Source organism: Thauera aminoaromatica (assembly GCF_000021765.1).
Lineage (GTDB): Bacteria > Pseudomonadota > Gammaproteobacteria > Burkholderiales > Rhodocyclaceae > Thauera > Thauera aminoaromatica.
This window is the reverse complement of record NC_011662.2, coordinates 707680-724291: the sequence shown is the minus strand read 5'-3', so window position 1 is coordinate 724291 and position 16612 is coordinate 707680. Positions and strand designations below refer to the sequence as shown.

Genomic DNA, 16612 nt, shown 5'->3' with positions numbered 1-16612 from the left:
TGTCTCCGTTCCTGTCCACTGATTGGCTTCTGCGGCGCAGCGTCGTGCGCACGGCCGCCAAACTAGCAGGCCCCGCACCGGGACCGGATCCACCCATCGTGATACGACACATCAGGAAAAGCGGATATTCGCGAGGCCGGGCGTGCAATCCGCCCTTGCGGGCGACGGGCGGAGCAGCTTCAATTGGCCATCGGGGCAATCCCGGAACGGCCGGGCGGGACGATGAGCGAAGACACGGGCAACGAGGATTTGCAGCGCGACGAGCTTGCGGAGGAACACGAAGAGGACGGGGCGCAACGCGGCTACACCTTCGAGGACATGCGGCTGGCGGTCGGCGACCGCCTGCAGATCGAATGCGCCGCGAGCACCGGCGTGCGGCGCGCATTCGTGCGTGTGGTCGGCTATGTGGACGGGATCAGCCTGCTGGTGACCACGCCAGTGGCGGGCGGGCGGCGCGTGGAACTGGTCGAGAACGATCCGGTGATCGTGCGGGTGTTCTCGCGCCAGAGTGCCTTCGCCTTCCGCGCCTCGGTGCTGCGCGCATGCAGGTTGCCTCTCGACTATGTGCACCTGAGCTTTCCGAGCGTGATCCAGGGCAGCGTGATCCGCAAGTCGACGCGGGTGCGCACGCAGTTTCCGGTACAGGTGAACACCCAGGCCGGCGGCGCGGCGGGCGAGGGCACGATGCTGAACCTGAGCGCGACCGGCGCGTTGATCCAAACCCATGCCTCCCTCGGCGAACCGGGCGCGATCGTCCGTCTGCGCTTCGACGTGGACCTTCACGGCCTGCAGACCGAGCTCGACATCGAGGCCGAGATCCGCAACGTGCAGCAGGCAGCCGACGCCGAGGCCGAAGGCATCGAGTACCACTACGGAGTGGACTTCCACGAACTCGGCGCGGAAGACCGCATGAAGATCAAGAGCCTGGTCTATCAGACCATCATCGAGCAGCCGCGCCGCATCATCTAGGGCCGCGGCGGCCCGCGGCCCTAAAGCATCTTGCCCGGGTTGAGGATGCCGCGCGGGTCGAGTGCCGCCTTGAGCGTGCGCATCGGCGCGATCTCCGCCGGGGTGCGCGAATACGTCAGCCAGCCGCGCTCCAGCTTGGCGCGCATGCGCGCCACGCACTCGCCGAGCCGGCCCACCGGCACCTAGACGTCGAGGTCCAGCGTCGACGCCTGCTCGCGCAGCACCTCGGCGATGCCGTCGCGGATCACGCGGTTGCCGCCGGCGTTGCCCGGGAGTTGCGGCGCCCGTGGTTCAGATGAAGACCGGCTCGGGCTCCAGGCGCACGCCGAAGCGCGCCTCGACGTCGGCGATGATCGCCTGCGCGATGCGGCGCACGTCGGCACCAGTGGCACCGCCGCGGTTGACCAGCACCAGGGCCTGGCGCTCGTAACAGCCCACCGGGCCGAGGTCGCGCCCCTTCCAGCCGGCCTGCTCGATCAGCCAGCCGGCGGCGAGCTTCTCGCTGCCGTCGGCCTGCGGATAGTGCGGCAGCGCGGGGTGCGCGGCGAGCAAGCGTGCGCAGCGCGCGGCGTCGACGACGGGATTCTTGAAGAAGCTGCCGGCGTTGCCGAGCACCGCCGGGTCGGGCAGCTTGCGGCGGCGGATCGCGATCACCGCATCCGAGACCTCGAGCGCGGAGGGCTGCGCGAGCGCGCGTGCCTCGAGCTCGCGCGCGACATCGGCATAGCGCGTGAGCGCGCGCCACGGCCGTGGCAGGCGGAAGCGCACCGCGACGACCAGCCACCTTCCGGGAGTGCGCTTGAACACGCTGTCGCGGTAGCCGAAGGCGCACGCCGCGGCATCGAAGCGGCGCAGCTCGCCCGTGTCGAGCTCGACCGCGTCGAGCGACTCGAAGCGCTCGACCAGTTCCACCCCGTAGGCGCCGATGTTCTGGATCGGCGCGGCACCGACCGTGCCGGGAATAAGCGACAGGTTCTCGAGCCCGGGCCAGCCCTGCGCCAGCGTCCAGCGCACGAAATCGTGCCAGCTCTCGCCGCCGCCGCCCTCGACGATCCAGGCATCGGCCTCGGCGCGCAACAGGCGGCGGCCCGGAATCTCCACCCGCAGCACCGTGCCGGCGAAATCGCCGCCGAGCACCAGGTTGCTGCCGCCACCGAGCACCAGGCGCGCCGTGTCGCTCCAGCCCGGCGCGGCGATCGCCGCCTGAAGCGCCGCGACTGAACGCACGCGCAGCAGGCGGGCCGCGTGCGCACGCAGGCCGAAGGTGTTGAGCGCGGAGAGGTCGGCGTCGAGGACGACCGCCGCCTCCGCCACATCACCCGCGCTGTCGCCGGTCGCCATCTCAGCGCTCCGCCGCCAGTCCGGCCGCGTCCGCCTCGCCGCCGGCGGGCGCGATCGGGAACAGGCGGTCGTAGCCCAGGTTGAACAGGAAGGCGTAGATCGTGTAGGTGATCGCCAGGCCGATGTCGGCGATCAGGGCCTCGACCCAGCCCATGCCGGTCCACCACACGATCACCGGCAGCGTCATCACCAGCAGGCCGGACTCGAAGCCGAGCGCATGCACGGCACGCAGCCGGAACGGGCGACGGTCGGCGGTGCGCCCGGTAAGGCGGCCCTCGATCCAGTCGAAGGCGGTGTTGTAGGCGCCGTTCCAGATCGCCGCCATCAGCGCCAGCAGCGCGAGCAGGCCGATGGAGTCGCGGATCGGCACCCCGCTCGCCCAGGCGAAGGGCGGGGTGATCAGGACCAGGCCGCCGATCTCGAACATCGCGATCTGGCGCAGGCGGTCGGGGAAGCTACGAAGCTTGGGTTTTGTGGACACGGAAGGGAACTCGGGCAGCGGCGGGCGGGTCGGGCCCACGCCTCGTCCTGCGGGTCGTCCCGCGGGAAACCGACGGTCGCAGCGCAAGGCGCGCAGGGCGGGCGGGGTCGTCCCCGCGTCGGACCGGATCGGGTGTCGAAGACACCCGAGCGGACTTTTAGCAAGTCGCACGCGGATTGGCAAGCCGGACGAGGCGGGCGCGTCCGCCCGAACGCCGCCGGCCTCGGCGCGCGATGGCCGCCGCGGCCGGCGACCTCGAAGCTGCGGACCCCGAGGCGGAAGGCCGTACGGCCTCCCGCAGCGAAGCGGAGTCCGTGTCCGTGACGGAGGCCGCCTTGCCGCCGCCTCCCCACCCCGGCGCCCTCCTCAGGCCCCGGCCATCGCCTGCGCCCACCACAGGTACAGCGGGATCCCGAGCAGCAGGTTGAACGGGAAGGTCACCGCCAACGCCGCCGCCACCCCCAGCGCCGGGTTGGCCTCGGGCACCGCGATCCGCATCGCGGTCGGCGCGGCGATGTAGGAGGCGCTGCCCGCCAGCGTCATCATCAGCACCGTGCCGCCCACGCCCAGGCCCATCGCCTGCGCCACGCCCCAGCCGGCCAGCGCCAGCAGCGGCGGCAGGGCGAGCGCGCAGCCGACGAGGAACAGCCCCGCCTTCTTCAGGTCGGGCAGGCGGTCGGCGGCGATCAGCCCCATCTCGAGCAGGAACAGGCACAGCGCGCCCTTGAACAGATCGACGAAGAGCGGCGACAGCGGCTCCAGGCCCTGCGGCCCGGCGATCCAGCCGATCAGGATGCCGCCGCCGAGCAGCACCACGCTCTTGTTGGCGAAGACCTCGTGCACCAGCGCGCCGGCGGTCGAGCTGCCATCGGCTGACTTCACCCCCCAGCGCGCGATCAGCGTGGCGACGATCAGCGCCGGCGCCTCCATCAGGGCGGCGAGCAGGGCCAGGTGGCCTTCCACCTCGATGCCGCGTCCGGCCAGCACCGCCGCGCCCACCGCGAAGGTCACGATGCTGACCGAGCCGTAGTGCGCCGACAGCGAAGCTGCGTCCGGGCGCGAGAAGCGCAGGCGGAAGAGCGGGAAGACCAGCAGCGGGATCAGCGCGCCGAGGCCGATCGCCAGCAACGCATCGACCCACAGCGTGGCGCTCTCCGAGCGCGCGATCTCCACCCCGCCCTTGAGACCGATCGCCAGCAGCAGGTAGATCGACAGGGTCTCGAAGACGGCGGCGGGCAGGCGCAGGCCGGAGCGGGCGAGCGAGGCCACCGCGCCGAGGGCGAAGAAGAAGGGAACGGCATCGACCATGTGTTGTTTTCCTCGATGAACGGAGCGCGCGGGCGCGGAACCGGGGGAGCACCGCGCCGGTTCTCCGGGGGCGCGGCTGCGTCAGTGCGAGGCGAATTTTGCCGCGGCGCACACATCGAGAAAAATGATTTATTCTTCAACTTACCATAGATTTTTCTCTATCACTCGAATGACGCTCGTCCATCGCCGATGCGCCTGACCTTCCACCAGCTCCGCCTGCTGCTCGCGGTGTCGCGCGAGGGCAGCGTGTCGCGCGCCGCCCAGCGCCTGCACCTGACCCAGCCCACGCTGTCGGCGCAGCTGCGCCAGCTCGCCGAGCAGGTCGGCCTGCCACTGTTCGAGCGCGTCGGCCGCCGCCTGCACCTGACCGCGGCCGGGCGCGTGGTGCTCGACACCGCGAACCGGGTCGAGCAGGAGCTGGAGCGCCTCGACGAGACCCTCGCCGAGCTGCGCGGCGATGTGGTGGGGCGGCTGCGGCTGGCGGTGGTCAGCACCGCGGAGACCTTCATCCCGCGCCTGCTCGGCGATTTCCGCCGCGAGCGCCCGGCGGTGGAGGTGTCGCTGGCGGTGCTCAACCGCGACGCGGTGATCCGACGCCTGGCCGACAACCTCGACGACCTCTACATCATGAGCCGGCCGCCGCAGGCGCCGCCGGTGGTGGCCACGCCCTTCCTGTCGAATCCGCTCGTGGTGGTGGCCTCCACCGCGCATCCGCTCGCGGGATGCCGCAGAAAGCTGGAGATCGAGGCGATCGCCGCCGAGGAGTTCGTGCTGCGCGAGCCCGGCTCCGGCACCCGCCAGGCGGCCGAGCAGTTCTTCGCCGCCCACGGCCTCGCCCTGCGCCCGCGCCTGGAACTCGGCAGCAACGAAGCGGTGAAGCAGGCGGTGGCGGGCGGGCTGGGGCTGTCGCTGCTGTCCGCCCACGCGCTCGCACATGCGGTGGACGAAGGCATCGCGGTGCTGCGCGTGGAAGGCACCCCGCTCCCGACCCAGTGGCAGGTGGTGTATCCGGCCGGCAAGCGCCTCACTCCGCTCGCCGGCGCCTTCCTCGAGTTCCTGCGCGAACGTGCCGCCGAGCTCGAGCACAGCGCACAGGCGCGCCTGGACGCGGCGCGGCGCTAGGCTGGCGCAAGGCGCGCCCCTTGGACCGCCACGCGCCGACCACTAGCGCTCGGCCGCCGTCGCCTTCTGCAGGCGCCGCGCGGCCTCGTACACCGCCTCGAAGGCGAGCGGGGAGACATGGAAGGTCTTGTCGTTGCTGGCCGTGGCCAGCAGCGTCCCGTCCGGGCTGAAGGCGACGCCGCGGACCTCGTTCTTGTGCACCGTGATGGTCTTGACGAGCGTTCCCGCGGGCATCTCGAACAGGCGCACGCCGGCGTCGCTGCAGCCCACCGCCAGCCAGCGGCCGTCCGGGCTGTAGGCGAGCGCCGCGCAGTGGCGCGCGCCCTCGATGAGCGGCAGGCGCACGGGCGGGTGGACCTCCGGCTCCTTGAAGGCAGCGACCGGCCAGACCCGCACACGTCGCTGCACCACCGCAGCGACGTATTCTCCATCCGGACTGAAGGCGAGGCCGGCGATGCGGATACCGAGCTTACGCTCGTCATCCGGCAAGCCGACCGTGCCGAGATCGGTCCCGGACAGATCCCACAGCTTCAGCTTGCCGTCGAAGCCGCTGGTCGCCCAGCGCTCGCCCCCGGGATGAAAGGCCACGCCCGACACCTGGATCGTCGCCCCGCCATGCAGCACGGAGACCGGGCTTCCCTCCCCCGCAAGCGGATAGAGCCGTGCATGGCCGTCGGCCCCGGCACTCGCCAGCAGGCGGCCGTCCGGACTGAAGGCCACCCCCCTGAGCTGATCCTTGTGCCGATGCTCGGGAGGCACGCTCGGCAGCGTGACCGCCTCGCCGCTCGCGACGTCCCAGAGGCGCAGCTGGTTGTCCAGCCCGGCGGTCGCGAGCCGCGCCCCGGAAGGGTCGAAGGCCACGCGATGCACCTGATCGGCATGACCGCGCAGGGTATGGCGCAGTCGCGGGGTACCGTCCGCGAAGTCCCAGATGCGGGCGGTGCGGTCGCTGCTGCCGGTGGCCAGGGTACGACCATCCGGGCTGAAGGCGATGCTGGTGACCGTGTTGGCGTGCCCCTCGATGTTCCAGAACTTGACCGTGCCGTCACGGCTCGCCGTCGCCACGTGACGCCCGTCGGGGCTGAAGCGGGCCGCCTCCACGTAGGAGAGGTGCCCCGTCAGCGTAAGCAGGTTCTCGCCCGTATGCCGGCTCCAGACCCTTGCCGTCCCGTCGCCGCCCGCGCTGGCGATCAGGGCCCCGTCCGCACTCACCTCCACATTGCGGATGCGGTCGCCGTGACCGGCCAGCGTCCGCCCATTCCACGCGAGCACCTCACCCCGGTGCGTGCCGCCCGCCGCTTCGCGCAGCAGCACATCGAACCCTTTCCCCGCGGGCTCCCACACCCGCAGCCAGCCATCACGGCTGGCGGTGACCAGCGCGCTGCCATCGGGCGCGAACGCGATCGCGTCACTCGGCTCCTCGAGCGGCAGGGAGAGGATCTCGCGCCGGCGCTCGAGCCCCCACAGGGCGATCGCGCTTCGCTCGGCCTTGCCGCGCTCGACCGCAGCGGTGGCGACGCAGCAGCCATCCGGGCTGAACGCCAGCCCCATGATCCAGGCCCCCTCCGCATCCAGGGTGAGCAGCGGCTGCGGCGCGTCCGCGTCGACGTCCCAGATGCGGATCACGCGCGCCTTCTGCGCGCCATCCCCGGCGGTCGCGAGGCGCCGGCCGTCGGCGCTGGTATCGAAGGCAGAATAGATGTTCCCGCCATGCTCGAAACTGCGCAGCGGAGCCGTCGGCTGCGCGAGGGACCACAGGTAGGCCAGGCCCCCGGACACCGTGATGACGCGCTCGCCATCGGGCAGGAAGCGGCCCCGCCGCACCCAGGCGTCGTGCGCGAAGGTGACGACGGGCTCGGCGGGACGGCCGCTGCGGATATCCCACACCCGCGCGGTCTGATCCTGGCCGGCAGTGAGCAGCCGGCCGCCATCGGGACTGAAAGCCACATCGGAGAGCGCCCTGCCGCTCACCGGCAGGGTCCACACCAGGCGCGAGGCCTGGATCGCCTGGCGCAAGGCGTCTTCGGCGGCAGCGGTCGGGGTCAGGTGCAGGCGGGCCGCGCGAGCGACCGACATCCAGGACGGGACCGTCGCCTCCACCGCCTCCAGCGCCAGGCTCAGCGCACTTCCGGGATCGATAGGCGCGTTCGAGATCGACTGCGCCGCCTTCTCGTTGGCCGCCGAACGCATTCCCTCCCAGGACGCATAGAGCCATCCCGCACCGGCGACGCAACTCATCATGCCCAGGCCCACGAGCCACCTGTGCAAGGCGCGCCGGGCCGCGCGTTCGCGCGCGATCTGCGCCTCCTCCTCGCGCCGTGCGGCCTTCTCGCGAGCCACCCGGAGCGCTTCCTCGCGCTGCCGATCGGCCTCGAAGCGCTGGCGCCAGTCGAGGATGGCGGGCGCGAGGACGTCGTGGTAGATCTCGTAGCGCATCACCTCCGGGTTGTCGGGGACGGACACGGTGCGCAGGATGCGGTTGCGCGCGTCGCTCAAGGACTGCAGCACCGCCGGGACGTGGGGCGCGAGATCCCCCGCCCAGCTGATCAGGTCCGCGGCGCCGCAGGCGATCTTGCTGCCGCTCGGGGTGACCAGCCGATCGAAGAAGCTGGCGCACACTGCCTGGCTCGTCGCGTCGAGGCGGGCCATCGCGACGTCGAGGTGGGTGCGGACGATCTCGTCGGCACCCTTCAGCCGGTCGAGCGTCTCCCGCCGCAACCGGTCCGAGCCTTGCGCGCGCTCCTCCTCCCACAGTCGCACCATGACCAGCTGCAGGAAGGGCGCCTCGATGCAGCCCTCGTCGTGGCGCAGCCCCCCGCTGCCCCCGGGGCGTCCGGCCGAGACCTGGCCGATACGGACCTGGCGGAGCAGCTCGTCGACCAGTTCATCGTCGATGCCGACCGGCGGCACGCCCACCGCCTGCAGCGCGTTCCACACCTCCAACGGCTTGCGGATCGCGTCGCCGGCCGCCTCCGGCTCCAGATGGTTGAGCCGCAGGCGGTTGCTCAGCAGGTTGTGGATGCGCTCCTGGAAGCGGTCCAGCCGCGACAGGCTGTCGTCGCGCAGCGCGACCAGGAAACCGACATCCACGTCCTCACGGTTGACCGCGCGCGCGAACTGGGCCTCGAACGCGCCGGCCGCCTCGCTGTCCTTGGCGTGATAGAGGAAGTATTCCTCGAACTGGTCGAAGATCACCAGGATCGTGCCATGCGCAGCTTCAGCGCAGGCGCGCAGCACCTCGTCGAGGGGCAGGGTCTCCGCCGGCCTGGGCTGGTCCACCTGCATGGCCCAGACGGTTTCGATGCAGGCGCGCGTCAGCGCGAGCTGGAAGTCGCGATCCACCCAGTTGCGGAACACTACCACCGGGGTCCGCGGCCGCTCGCGATGCAGCTGCGGCACGACGCCGGCCATCAGGACCGAGCTCTTGCCCACCCCGCTCGATCCATAAAGGATCGTCAGCGGGGACGAGAGCAGGTTGGCGATGATCACCCGCTGGTCGCGCTCGCGCCCGAAGAAGAAGGCCCGGTCGGCCTCCTCGAAGGGCTGCAGGCCGACGTAGGGGCAACGCTGCTCGATGCGGACCTCGGCGTTCATGGCGACATCCTCGCGCGCAGCAAACGGACGAACTCGTCCAGGTTCACCTCGTAGGGATACACCCCGCGCCGCTGCCAGAACTTGAGCTCGAGCTCGGAGAAGCGATCGTCGATCGCCCACGACTGGATCTCGTCGTCGCCGGCGACGAGGCGCTTGGCGAAGAAGCGGTTGAGGCTCTGCAGGATCGTGCGGAAGCTCCAGTCGCGCAGACTGTAGCCGAGGAACAGCAGATTGCGGTCCTGACAGTGCGACGCGAACAGGGCCGGAATCGCCGACCTGCTGGCGATGCGCGCAAGCAGTTCGACATAGTCCGACTCGGTGATCACGAAGGTGTCGAGGTCGGACGTCTGGGGAACGATGGAGCCGTGCATCTTGAAGATCACCGTCTTCTTCTCGAGCTCGATGGAAAGTTCGTTCGGCGCCACCGTCTCCGGCTTCAGGGCGCCGTGCGGCCACCACAGGACGGCGTTGCCGAGCTCCTTGAGTTCGGAGTACACGACCAGGTCGTAGGGTTTCTGCGCGTTGCGGAAGACCTGCTCGATCAGGGTGTCGTAGTTGGTCGTGATGATCAGCAGCGGCTTCTCGAGACTGGCGAGCAACGAGTAGAGCGGCGGCACGGCGAGCTTGTCCGGCGCGGCCGGCGCGAGCAGCGAACGCAGTCGCTCGCGCAGGGCATCGCGGGTCTTGAAGGCCTCGTAGTAGGACGCCACCTCCGCCAGCTGGTCGCGTTCGGCCTGCGACGGGAACCCCGCCTCGTCGGCCAGGCACGCCGACAGCTCGTTGCCGCTGGGGAGAAAGCGCGGTGCATCGGGGTCCCAGGGCTCGTCGCCGGGGCGCCCCGAGCGGCAGATGCCGGGACCGATGATCGGCACCGCAGAACCGCTGGCGAGCGCCTTCGCAATCCGTCCATACGGCGGCGGCGCGTTGACGCGTACGGTCTGCCCGTTGGCCTGCTCGCTGTCGAGTCGGCGCTGGATGAAGGCGCGCAGATCCACGCGCAGGCGGTCGCGGAACTCCTGCGGCGTGTCGTACTCGGCGAAGCCGCCGGCAAGCGAACCATCCGCGTTGCGGAAGCGCTTGAAGAAGTCGTTCGCCCTGCGGTACTGGGCGAGGCGCTCGTCGTAGTCCGCATCGAGCGGGTCGCCGAGCTCGGGCGGGCTGCGCCGGCGATAGACGAGGATGTGGGGCTGCGGCTTCGCGGCGATGGCATCCTCGTATTCCCATTCGGTGCCCGAGAGATAGCGGCTGCCGTCGGGGCGGGTGCAGCTCGCCGGCAGCGGCGTCCCCAGCCTCGACCACAACACGACGATCACGCAGTCGCACGCCGAAGGCCGCGGCAGCCCGCGATTGACCGCTTCCTGCGGCGTCAGTGTCGCCGGCATCGCCACCGGTGCCGCAGGGTCGTCCCAGCGCACCGCCTCGCAACCGACCCGGCCGCGCATGAAGGGATCCTTCGGCAGCTCCTGCTCGATGACCTGCTGGGCGAATGTGCGCTCGTCGGCAACATCGCCCGGGGACGACAGGAAGAAACGGAGACGCATGACTTTCCCCTCCTAGGCGGCTTCGCGGGACCCGCATGACAAATATAGGCCGACAACGGCGAGATCGAACCCCCTGCGCCACTGCAGGCACCCGCTGCCGGGCTGCGGCGCCGAGGTGGATCGCCGCGCACCGCCCGACTTCAGCCACCGCTCGAATGAACCGAGAGGAATAAGCTATGGAATATCAAGTCTTTTGAATGCATAAACGCGGCAGCTAAGCTCCATTCCCCCGCCCATTCGTGCCGCCATGCCGCTACCCGAGCTCCACGCCCCCCTCTTCGTCGGCCTCGTCCTCGTCGTCCTCTTCGTCGCCTTCGTGCGCGAGTGGGTGAAGCCCGACGTGGCGGTCATGGTCGCCGTGGGCGTGCTGCTCGTGGCGGGCATGCTGAACACCAAGGAGGTGCTCGGTGTGTTCGGCAACAGCGCCCCGATCACCATCGCCTGCCTGTTCATCATCAGCGCGGCGCTGTCGCGCACCGGCTGCGTGGACCAGCTCGGCGAGTGGCTCGCCGCCGCGGCCGGCGCGGGCGAGCGCCGCCTGCTGCTGGCGCTGATCGCCGCCTGCCTGCTGGTGTCGCCCTTCATCAACAACACCCCGGTGGTGATGGTGATGATCCCGGCGGTGATCGCGGTGGCGGCCCGCCAGGGCCTCGCCCCCTCGCGCCTGCTCATCCCGCTCTCCTACGCCACCATCCTCGGCGGGCTGATCACCATGGTCGGCACCTCGACCAACATCCTGGTCGACGGCGTCGCGCGCGAGCAGGGCCTGGCGCCCTTCTCGATGTTCGAGATCAGCCTGCCGGCGATCCTCATGGCGCTGGTGGGCAGCGCCTTCATGCTGGTGTTCGCGCCGCGCCTGCTGCCGGTGCGCGAGACGCTGAGCCAGCAGTTCGGCGCCGGCGAGCGCTGGTTCATGACCGAGCTCTTCGTGCCCGAGGGCTCGCACCTGGCCGGCAGGACGCTGCGCGAGGCGCGTCTGTCGAACGGCATCATCCAGGTGCTCAACCTGGTGCGCGGCGACATCGAGCTCGCCGACCCGGCCCCGGACACCCGGCTGGAGGTCGGCGACCGCGTGGTCGTGCACAGCCGCAGCGACGCGATGATGGCGCTGCGCAGCAGCGACGGCGTCGGCCTGCAGGCGCCGGCGGGCGCCGAGGCCCACGACATCGAGACCCTGCGCCGGCGCGACCTGGTGATGGTGGAGGCGATCGTCGGCCAGACCTCGCGCTACATCCTGCGCCCGATCCGCGATCTCGACCTGCTCGCGCGCTACGGCATCCACCTCGTCGCGGTGCATCGGCGCGACGCCTCATTCGCGCAGATCGGCGAGGACTTCCAGCTGCTCGGCGGCGACGTGCTGCTGGTGGAGGGCACGCCGGCGCAGATCCAGCGCTTCTGCGACAACGGCGACCTGTTCGCGATCACCGAGGGCCGCCAGATGGCCAGCCGCCGCCACAAGGCGCCGGTCGCGCTCGCCACCATCGTCGGCGTGATGCTGCTCGCCGCGCTGAACGTGATGCCGATCGAGGGCCTGGCGCTGATCGGCGCGGCGATCGTGATCGCCACCGGCTGCATCACCAGCGACGAGGCCTACAAGTCGATCGAGTGGCCGATCCTGGTGCTGATCTTCGGCATGCTCGCGATCAGCATCGCGATGCGCAACTCCGGCCTCGACCAGCTGCTCGCCGCCCAGCTCGCCGCGCTCGGCGAGGGCATGTCGCCGTGGCTGATGTTGTCGCTGGTGATCCTGATCACCTCGGTGGCCACCGAGGTGCTGAGCAACAACGCGATCGCGGTGCTGTTCACCCCGGTCGTGATCGGGCTCGCCCAGCAGATGGGGGTGGATCCGCGCCCCTTCGTGGTCGGCGTGATGTTCGCCGCAAGCTGCAGCTTCGCCACCCCGATCGGCTACCAGACCAACACCTTGGTCTATAGCGCGGGCAACTACCGCTTCGCCGACTTCGCCCGCCTCGGCGTGCCCATGAACGTCCTCACCTGGCTGCTGTGCAGCGCGCTGATCCCGCTGTTCTGGCCCTTCCAGCCCTGAGCCCGCGGGCCGACATCCACGCTATCCGGCCGTCACCGGCTGCGGCGCGGCTTCGGACAAGGGCGGCGGCAGGCAGGCATGCGCGCCCGCCGGCTCCAGGTGCGGGATCAGCAAGGGCCCCATCGACTTCAGGATCTGTACCGGCAAGCCCGAGGTGAAGCGGTAGCTCGCCGCCTCGGGGCCGATCACGTAGGCGGTCAGCGTGCCGAAGTGGCGCGGGCCGAGGTAGAACACGAAGGTGGCGGTGCGGTTGAGCGCAAGACCGGCGCGTCCGCGCACCACGATGCGGTTGTCGCCGGTGCCGGTCTTGCCACCGAGCGCCAGTTCGCTGCCGTCGGCCAGCTTGAAAGCGCCCGCCAGACGGCGCGCGGTGCCGCCCTCGACCACGTCCGACAGCGCCCCGCGCAGCGCGCGCGCGACCTCCGGCGCCATCACCGGGTCGCCTTCCACCGGGCGGATGGCGAAGGCGGACTCGTAGGGCGTGGCGCGCGCGAAGCGCACCGTGTCGATGCGCTGCACGGGCAGGCGCTGGCCGTCGTTGACGATGATGCCCATCAGCTCGGCGAGCGCCGCCGGACGATCGCCCGAGCTGCCAAGCGCGGTGGCGAGCGAAGGCACGAGGTGGCCGAAGGGATAGCCCAGGCGCGCCCAGCGGCGGTGGATCTCGAGGAAGGCCTCGACCTCGAGCAGGGTGAAGATGCGCGAGTCCTGCGCGCCCTTGGCGCGGGTGCGGAACAGCCAGCGATACACCTGCTGGCGCTCGTCCGCGCTCGCCGCCACCGCCTCGGCCAGCGTGGCCTCGGGGTGCTGCAGGCGGAAGGCGACCAGCCACAGCTCGAGCGGATGCACGCGTGCCACGTAGCCACGGTCGGGCAGGTCGAAGGCTTCCGGGGCGTTGCGCGCATAGAGCTGGGCGAGGCGTGCGGCGGCGGGGGGCTCGCCGAGGCGGCGGGCGAGGAAATCGGCGAGCGCGTGCGGCGGGGCCTCGGGCTCCAGGTAGCGGAACACCGCGGCGAGGCGGTCCGCGCCCGGGCGCAGGCCGTCGAGCAGGGTGGAACGGATCTCCTCCGCCGTGCTGTCCTGGTACTTGCGCCAGAAGCGGCGCAGGAAGAGCTGGCCCTCGCGGTCGGCGAAGCGGACCAGATACTCGACGCGGCGCGGGTCCTCGTTGTCCTCGAGCAGGCGCGCGGTGCTGCCCGGCACCTGGTACATGGTGTGACGCACGAGCTCGCGCATCAGGCGCACGAAGGGCAGGTTGATCGAGGCCTGCAGGGCCTCGCGCAGGGTGGGATTGCGCGCGTTGTCGCTGGCGTTGAAGTTGCCGAAGGTGTGGCGGCCTCCGCCGGTGAAGAAGCCTTCGCCCGGGCTGGCCGAGAAGCGGCGTTCGAGCGCGGCCTCGAGCATCGCCGGCAGGCTGCGGTCCGGCGCGCTGGCGAGGTGGTCGATCGCCCAGCGCGTCAGACGGTCCTGCGCGTCGACCTCGACGCGGCGCAGCGCCGGAGGATCCAGCGCCGCGAGCCGGCCGTGGAGTTCGGCGACCAGCTCGAGATAGGTCGCCAGCACGCGCAGCTTGGCGGTGGAGCCGAGCTCGAGCTTGCTGCCCTCGTTGATGTCGAGCGGCTGGTCGGTGGTGTCGGTCTGCACGCGCACGCGGTTGCCGCCCGCGGTGCGCTCGACCAGCGTGAAGCTGTAGCGCACCGCGCCGAGGGTGGCCGGCTGCAGCATGCGCTCGCCGATCAGGCCCTGGCTGCGCGCGAAATCCGGGTCGGCGAGGCGCCCGAGGTAGTCCCCCACGGCCTGCTGCAGGCCGCCGTGCAGGGTGGTGCCGAGCTCGGCGTCGAGGCGGTCGAGGCTGTACAGCGAGGTGTCGAGCAGACCGGCGAGGCGGGCGCGCACCGCGGTCGTGCCCTTGCCTGGCGTGGCCGGAACCCAGGCCGGATCGGCGACGAGGTCGCGGAAGGCGAGCGGCCGGGCGAGCGCGGCGTCGCGCAGCACGGCGCCGATCAGCCCGGCCTCGGCGAACAGGCGCAGGTAGGCGTCGGTGGTGCGCGCCAGCTCCTCGCGCCCGCCGGCGAGATACCACGAGGGCCGACGGTGCGCGATCATCAGCGCGACCACCTGGCGCAGCGCTCGACCCTGGGCGATGCGCTCCTCCCCCTCGCCCACCGGCGCCGCCAGCAAGGCATTCACGCGCGCGAACTCGGCGCCGAACCACACCCACAGCCCGTCGCCCAGTCCGTTGACCTCGCCGTGACCGGGCGCGGCCGAGAGCGGCACGGTGTTCAGGTAGTCGAGCACCAGCCGCCGGCGTAGCGGCAGCGTCTGCTCGCCCTCGCGATAGGCACGGACCGAGGCGGACACCATCTGGCGCAGCTTCTCGCGCGCATCCTGGGTGATGCCGCCAGGCGAGTGGCGGTACTTCTCGATCTGGGTGGCGAGCGTGCTGCCGCCGGGCGCGTCGAGGTCGGCATCGACCATGCGTCCGAGCTGGCCGAGCGCCGCGCGCGCGAAGCGTGCCCAGTCCACCGCGGGATTGAGCGTCGGCCGCGATTCGTCGAGGAGGTCGCGGTTCTCGATGAAGAGCAGGGCCTGGGCGACGATCGCCGGCACGTCCTCGAAGCGCTCGTATCCGCGCCAGGGATAGCGGAAGCCGTACAGCGGCTCGCCGCGACAGTCGAAGACGTCCAGGCCCGCGCGCGTCTTCTCGGCGTAGGGCGGGAACAGGCCGCGCTCGACGTGGGCGAGCAGCGCATCGTCGAAGCGCACCTGCTCGACGAGTGCGAAGCCGCGCGCCTGCAGGCGCTCGGAAAAGCGCGCCAGCTCGGTGTAGCCGAGGCGCTGGTCGAAGGGGCCGTGGGCAGGAAAGCGGATCGCCGCGCTCGGCCCCGCCAGCAGGGCGTAGTCGAGGCGCGCGGCGTAACGCGCGAGCGCGCGCGCCTGCAGGCGCGAGGTACCGGCCTCGTGCCACAGCAGCAGGCCGCCCGCCACGCTCGCCACCAGCAGCGCCACGCAGATGGCAACGCCCAGCACGCGCCAGGGGCGCGGGCGGCGCCCGACGGAAGGCACTGCGGGCTCCGGAGCGGAAGGCGGAAGATCTGGAGTCACGGTCGGGCGGATCGATGATGCATTGCGGAAATTATGCGCATCCTGCTGCAAGAAAATGACACTGTTACAAACTCGCCACAGGCACGGAGTCGTCCGCAGGCCGCCCGCCTCGCCCCCCCGGGCAGGCGCATGCGGCCATCGTCGCAAGCGAACCCGACGTGGCGCCAGCGCGAGGGAGCGGCGACGGCGCCCTGCCCGCTCCGCTGCGGATGTGGTCGCACGCCGGCCAGGGCTCAGCCGCGATGCACCGACAAGCCGGCGAAGGACTGCGCCACCGGCATCAGCTCGATGGTGTTGATATTGACGTGCGCCGGCCGGGTGGCGATCCAGTACACCGAGTCGGCGATGTCCTCGGCGGTCAGCGGCTGCACGTCGGCATACACCTTGGCCGCCTTGTCGTCGTCGCCGTGGAAGCGCACGTTGGAGAACTCGGTACCGCCGCACAGCCCGGGCTCGATGTCGGTGACGCGCAGCGCGGTGCCGAGCAGGTCGGCGCGCAGGTTGAGGCTGAACTGGCGCACGAAGGCCTTGGTGGCGCCATAGACGTTGCCGCCAGCATAGGGCCAGCGTCCGGCCACCGAGCCGAGGTTGAAGATGTGGCCGCGGTTGCGCGCCACCATGCCGGGCAGGAAGGCGCGGGTGACCTGCACCAGGCCGGTGCAGTTGGTGTCGATCATGGTGTGCCAGTCTTCCAGCGAGGCTTTGTGCGCAGGTTCGAGGCCGAGCGCGAGGCCGGCGTTGTTGACCAGCACGTCCACCTCGGCGAAGCCGTCGGGCAGCACGCCCGGCACCGCGGCGACCGCATCGGCGTCGCGCACGTCGAGCTCGAGCGCCAGCAGCGCGTCGCCGAGTTCGGCGGCGAGCGCATCCAGGCGGTCCTTGCGGCGTGCGGTGGCGACGACGCGGTGGCCGCCCTTGACGAAGCTGCGCGCGATGGCGGCGCCGAAGCCGGCGGAGGCGCCGGTGACGAAGACGATCATTTGTGGAATTCCCCATGCGAAGGCGTGACAGGCCGCGCCGCGGTCGCGGGGCGGGCGAAAGAACGCGAGATGTTAGCGAACCCGGTCGTGGATTCCAAAGACGGGCCGCGCGCACAGGGTGCTC

At 71.0% G+C, this 16612-nt stretch carries 11 protein-coding genes; 3 read left to right on the top strand and 8 right to left on the bottom strand.

Going from position 1 to position 16612, the window contains the following annotated elements; genetic code table 11:
- The first annotated feature begins 222 nt into the window (after nucleotides 1-222).
- A complete protein-coding gene (locus TMZ1T_RS03100; protein WP_004310527.1) occupies nucleotides 223-969 on the top strand; it encodes a flagellar brake protein in 747 nt (248 codons plus the stop codon).
- Between the two features lie 20 nt (nucleotides 970-989).
- On the opposite strand, the gene TMZ1T_RS21490 is transcribed toward TMZ1T_RS03100, so the two are convergent.
- The 4 genes from TMZ1T_RS21490 to TMZ1T_RS03085 all read right to left on the bottom strand — a co-directional run bounded on the left by TMZ1T_RS21490 (nucleotide 990) and on the right by TMZ1T_RS03085 (nucleotide 4099).
- Entirely contained in the window at nucleotides 990-1115 is a 126-nt protein-coding gene (locus TMZ1T_RS21490; protein WP_231570704.1) for an FAD-linked oxidase C-terminal domain-containing protein, read from the bottom strand.
- Nucleotides 1116-1260: 145 nt separating this feature from the next.
- Nucleotides 1261-2310, bottom strand: a complete 1050-nt coding sequence (gene murB / locus TMZ1T_RS03095) for a UDP-N-acetylmuramate dehydrogenase (protein WP_012584558.1) — start codon at nucleotides 2308-2310, stop codon at nucleotides 1261-1263.
- Nucleotide 2311: 1 nt separating this feature from the next.
- A complete protein-coding gene (locus TMZ1T_RS03090; RefSeq protein ID WP_144312142.1) occupies nucleotides 2312-2791 on the bottom strand; it encodes a PACE efflux transporter in 480 nt (159 codons plus the stop codon).
- 366 nt (nucleotides 2792-3157) lie between these two features.
- A complete protein-coding gene (locus TMZ1T_RS03085; RefSeq protein ID WP_004302362.1) occupies nucleotides 3158-4099 on the bottom strand; it encodes a sodium-dependent bicarbonate transport family permease in 942 nt (313 codons plus the stop codon).
- Between the two features lie 189 nt (nucleotides 4100-4288).
- On the opposite strand from TMZ1T_RS03085, the gene TMZ1T_RS03080 reads away from it, so the two are divergent.
- Nucleotides 4289-5221: a LysR family transcriptional regulator gene (locus TMZ1T_RS03080; RefSeq protein WP_004302361.1), complete on the top strand. Its 933-nt coding sequence runs from the start codon at nucleotides 4289-4291 to the stop codon at nucleotides 5219-5221.
- 42 nt (nucleotides 5222-5263) lie between these two features.
- Here the strand turns inward: TMZ1T_RS03080 and TMZ1T_RS03075 are convergent, their stop codons facing one another.
- Entirely contained in the window at nucleotides 5264-8815 is a 3552-nt protein-coding gene (locus TMZ1T_RS03075) for a WD40 repeat domain-containing protein (RefSeq protein ID WP_012584557.1), read from the bottom strand.
- Complete coding sequence (locus TMZ1T_RS03070; protein WP_004302359.1) at nucleotides 8812-10356, bottom strand: SIR2 family NAD-dependent protein deacylase; 1545 nt, start codon at nucleotides 10354-10356, stop codon at nucleotides 8812-8814. The genes TMZ1T_RS03075 and TMZ1T_RS03070 overlap by 4 nt, the downstream gene beginning before the upstream one ends.
- A gap of 247 nt (nucleotides 10357-10603) precedes the next feature.
- On the opposite strand from TMZ1T_RS03070, the gene TMZ1T_RS03065 reads away from it, so the two are divergent.
- On the top strand, nucleotides 10604-12403 hold the full coding sequence (locus TMZ1T_RS03065) for an SLC13 family permease (RefSeq protein WP_012584556.1): 1800 nt from the start codon (nucleotides 10604-10606) through the stop codon (nucleotides 12401-12403).
- Nucleotides 12404-12424: 21 nt separating this feature from the next.
- Here TMZ1T_RS03065 and TMZ1T_RS03060 read toward each other — a convergent pair whose 3' ends face one another.
- Both TMZ1T_RS03060 and ydfG read right to left on the bottom strand, forming a co-directional pair.
- Nucleotides 12425-15469 carry a transglycosylase domain-containing protein gene (locus TMZ1T_RS03060; protein WP_012584555.1) on the bottom strand — a complete coding sequence of 1015 codons (3045 nt, stop codon included), beginning with the start codon at nucleotides 15467-15469 and terminating at the stop codon, nucleotides 12425-12427.
- A gap of 272 nt (nucleotides 15470-15741) precedes the next feature.
- On the bottom strand, nucleotides 15742-16488 hold the full coding sequence (gene ydfG, locus TMZ1T_RS03055) for a bifunctional NADP-dependent 3-hydroxy acid dehydrogenase/3-hydroxypropionate dehydrogenase YdfG (RefSeq protein WP_004302354.1): 747 nt from the start codon (nucleotides 16486-16488) through the stop codon (nucleotides 15742-15744).
- Between the last annotated feature and the right edge of the window lie 124 nt (nucleotides 16489-16612).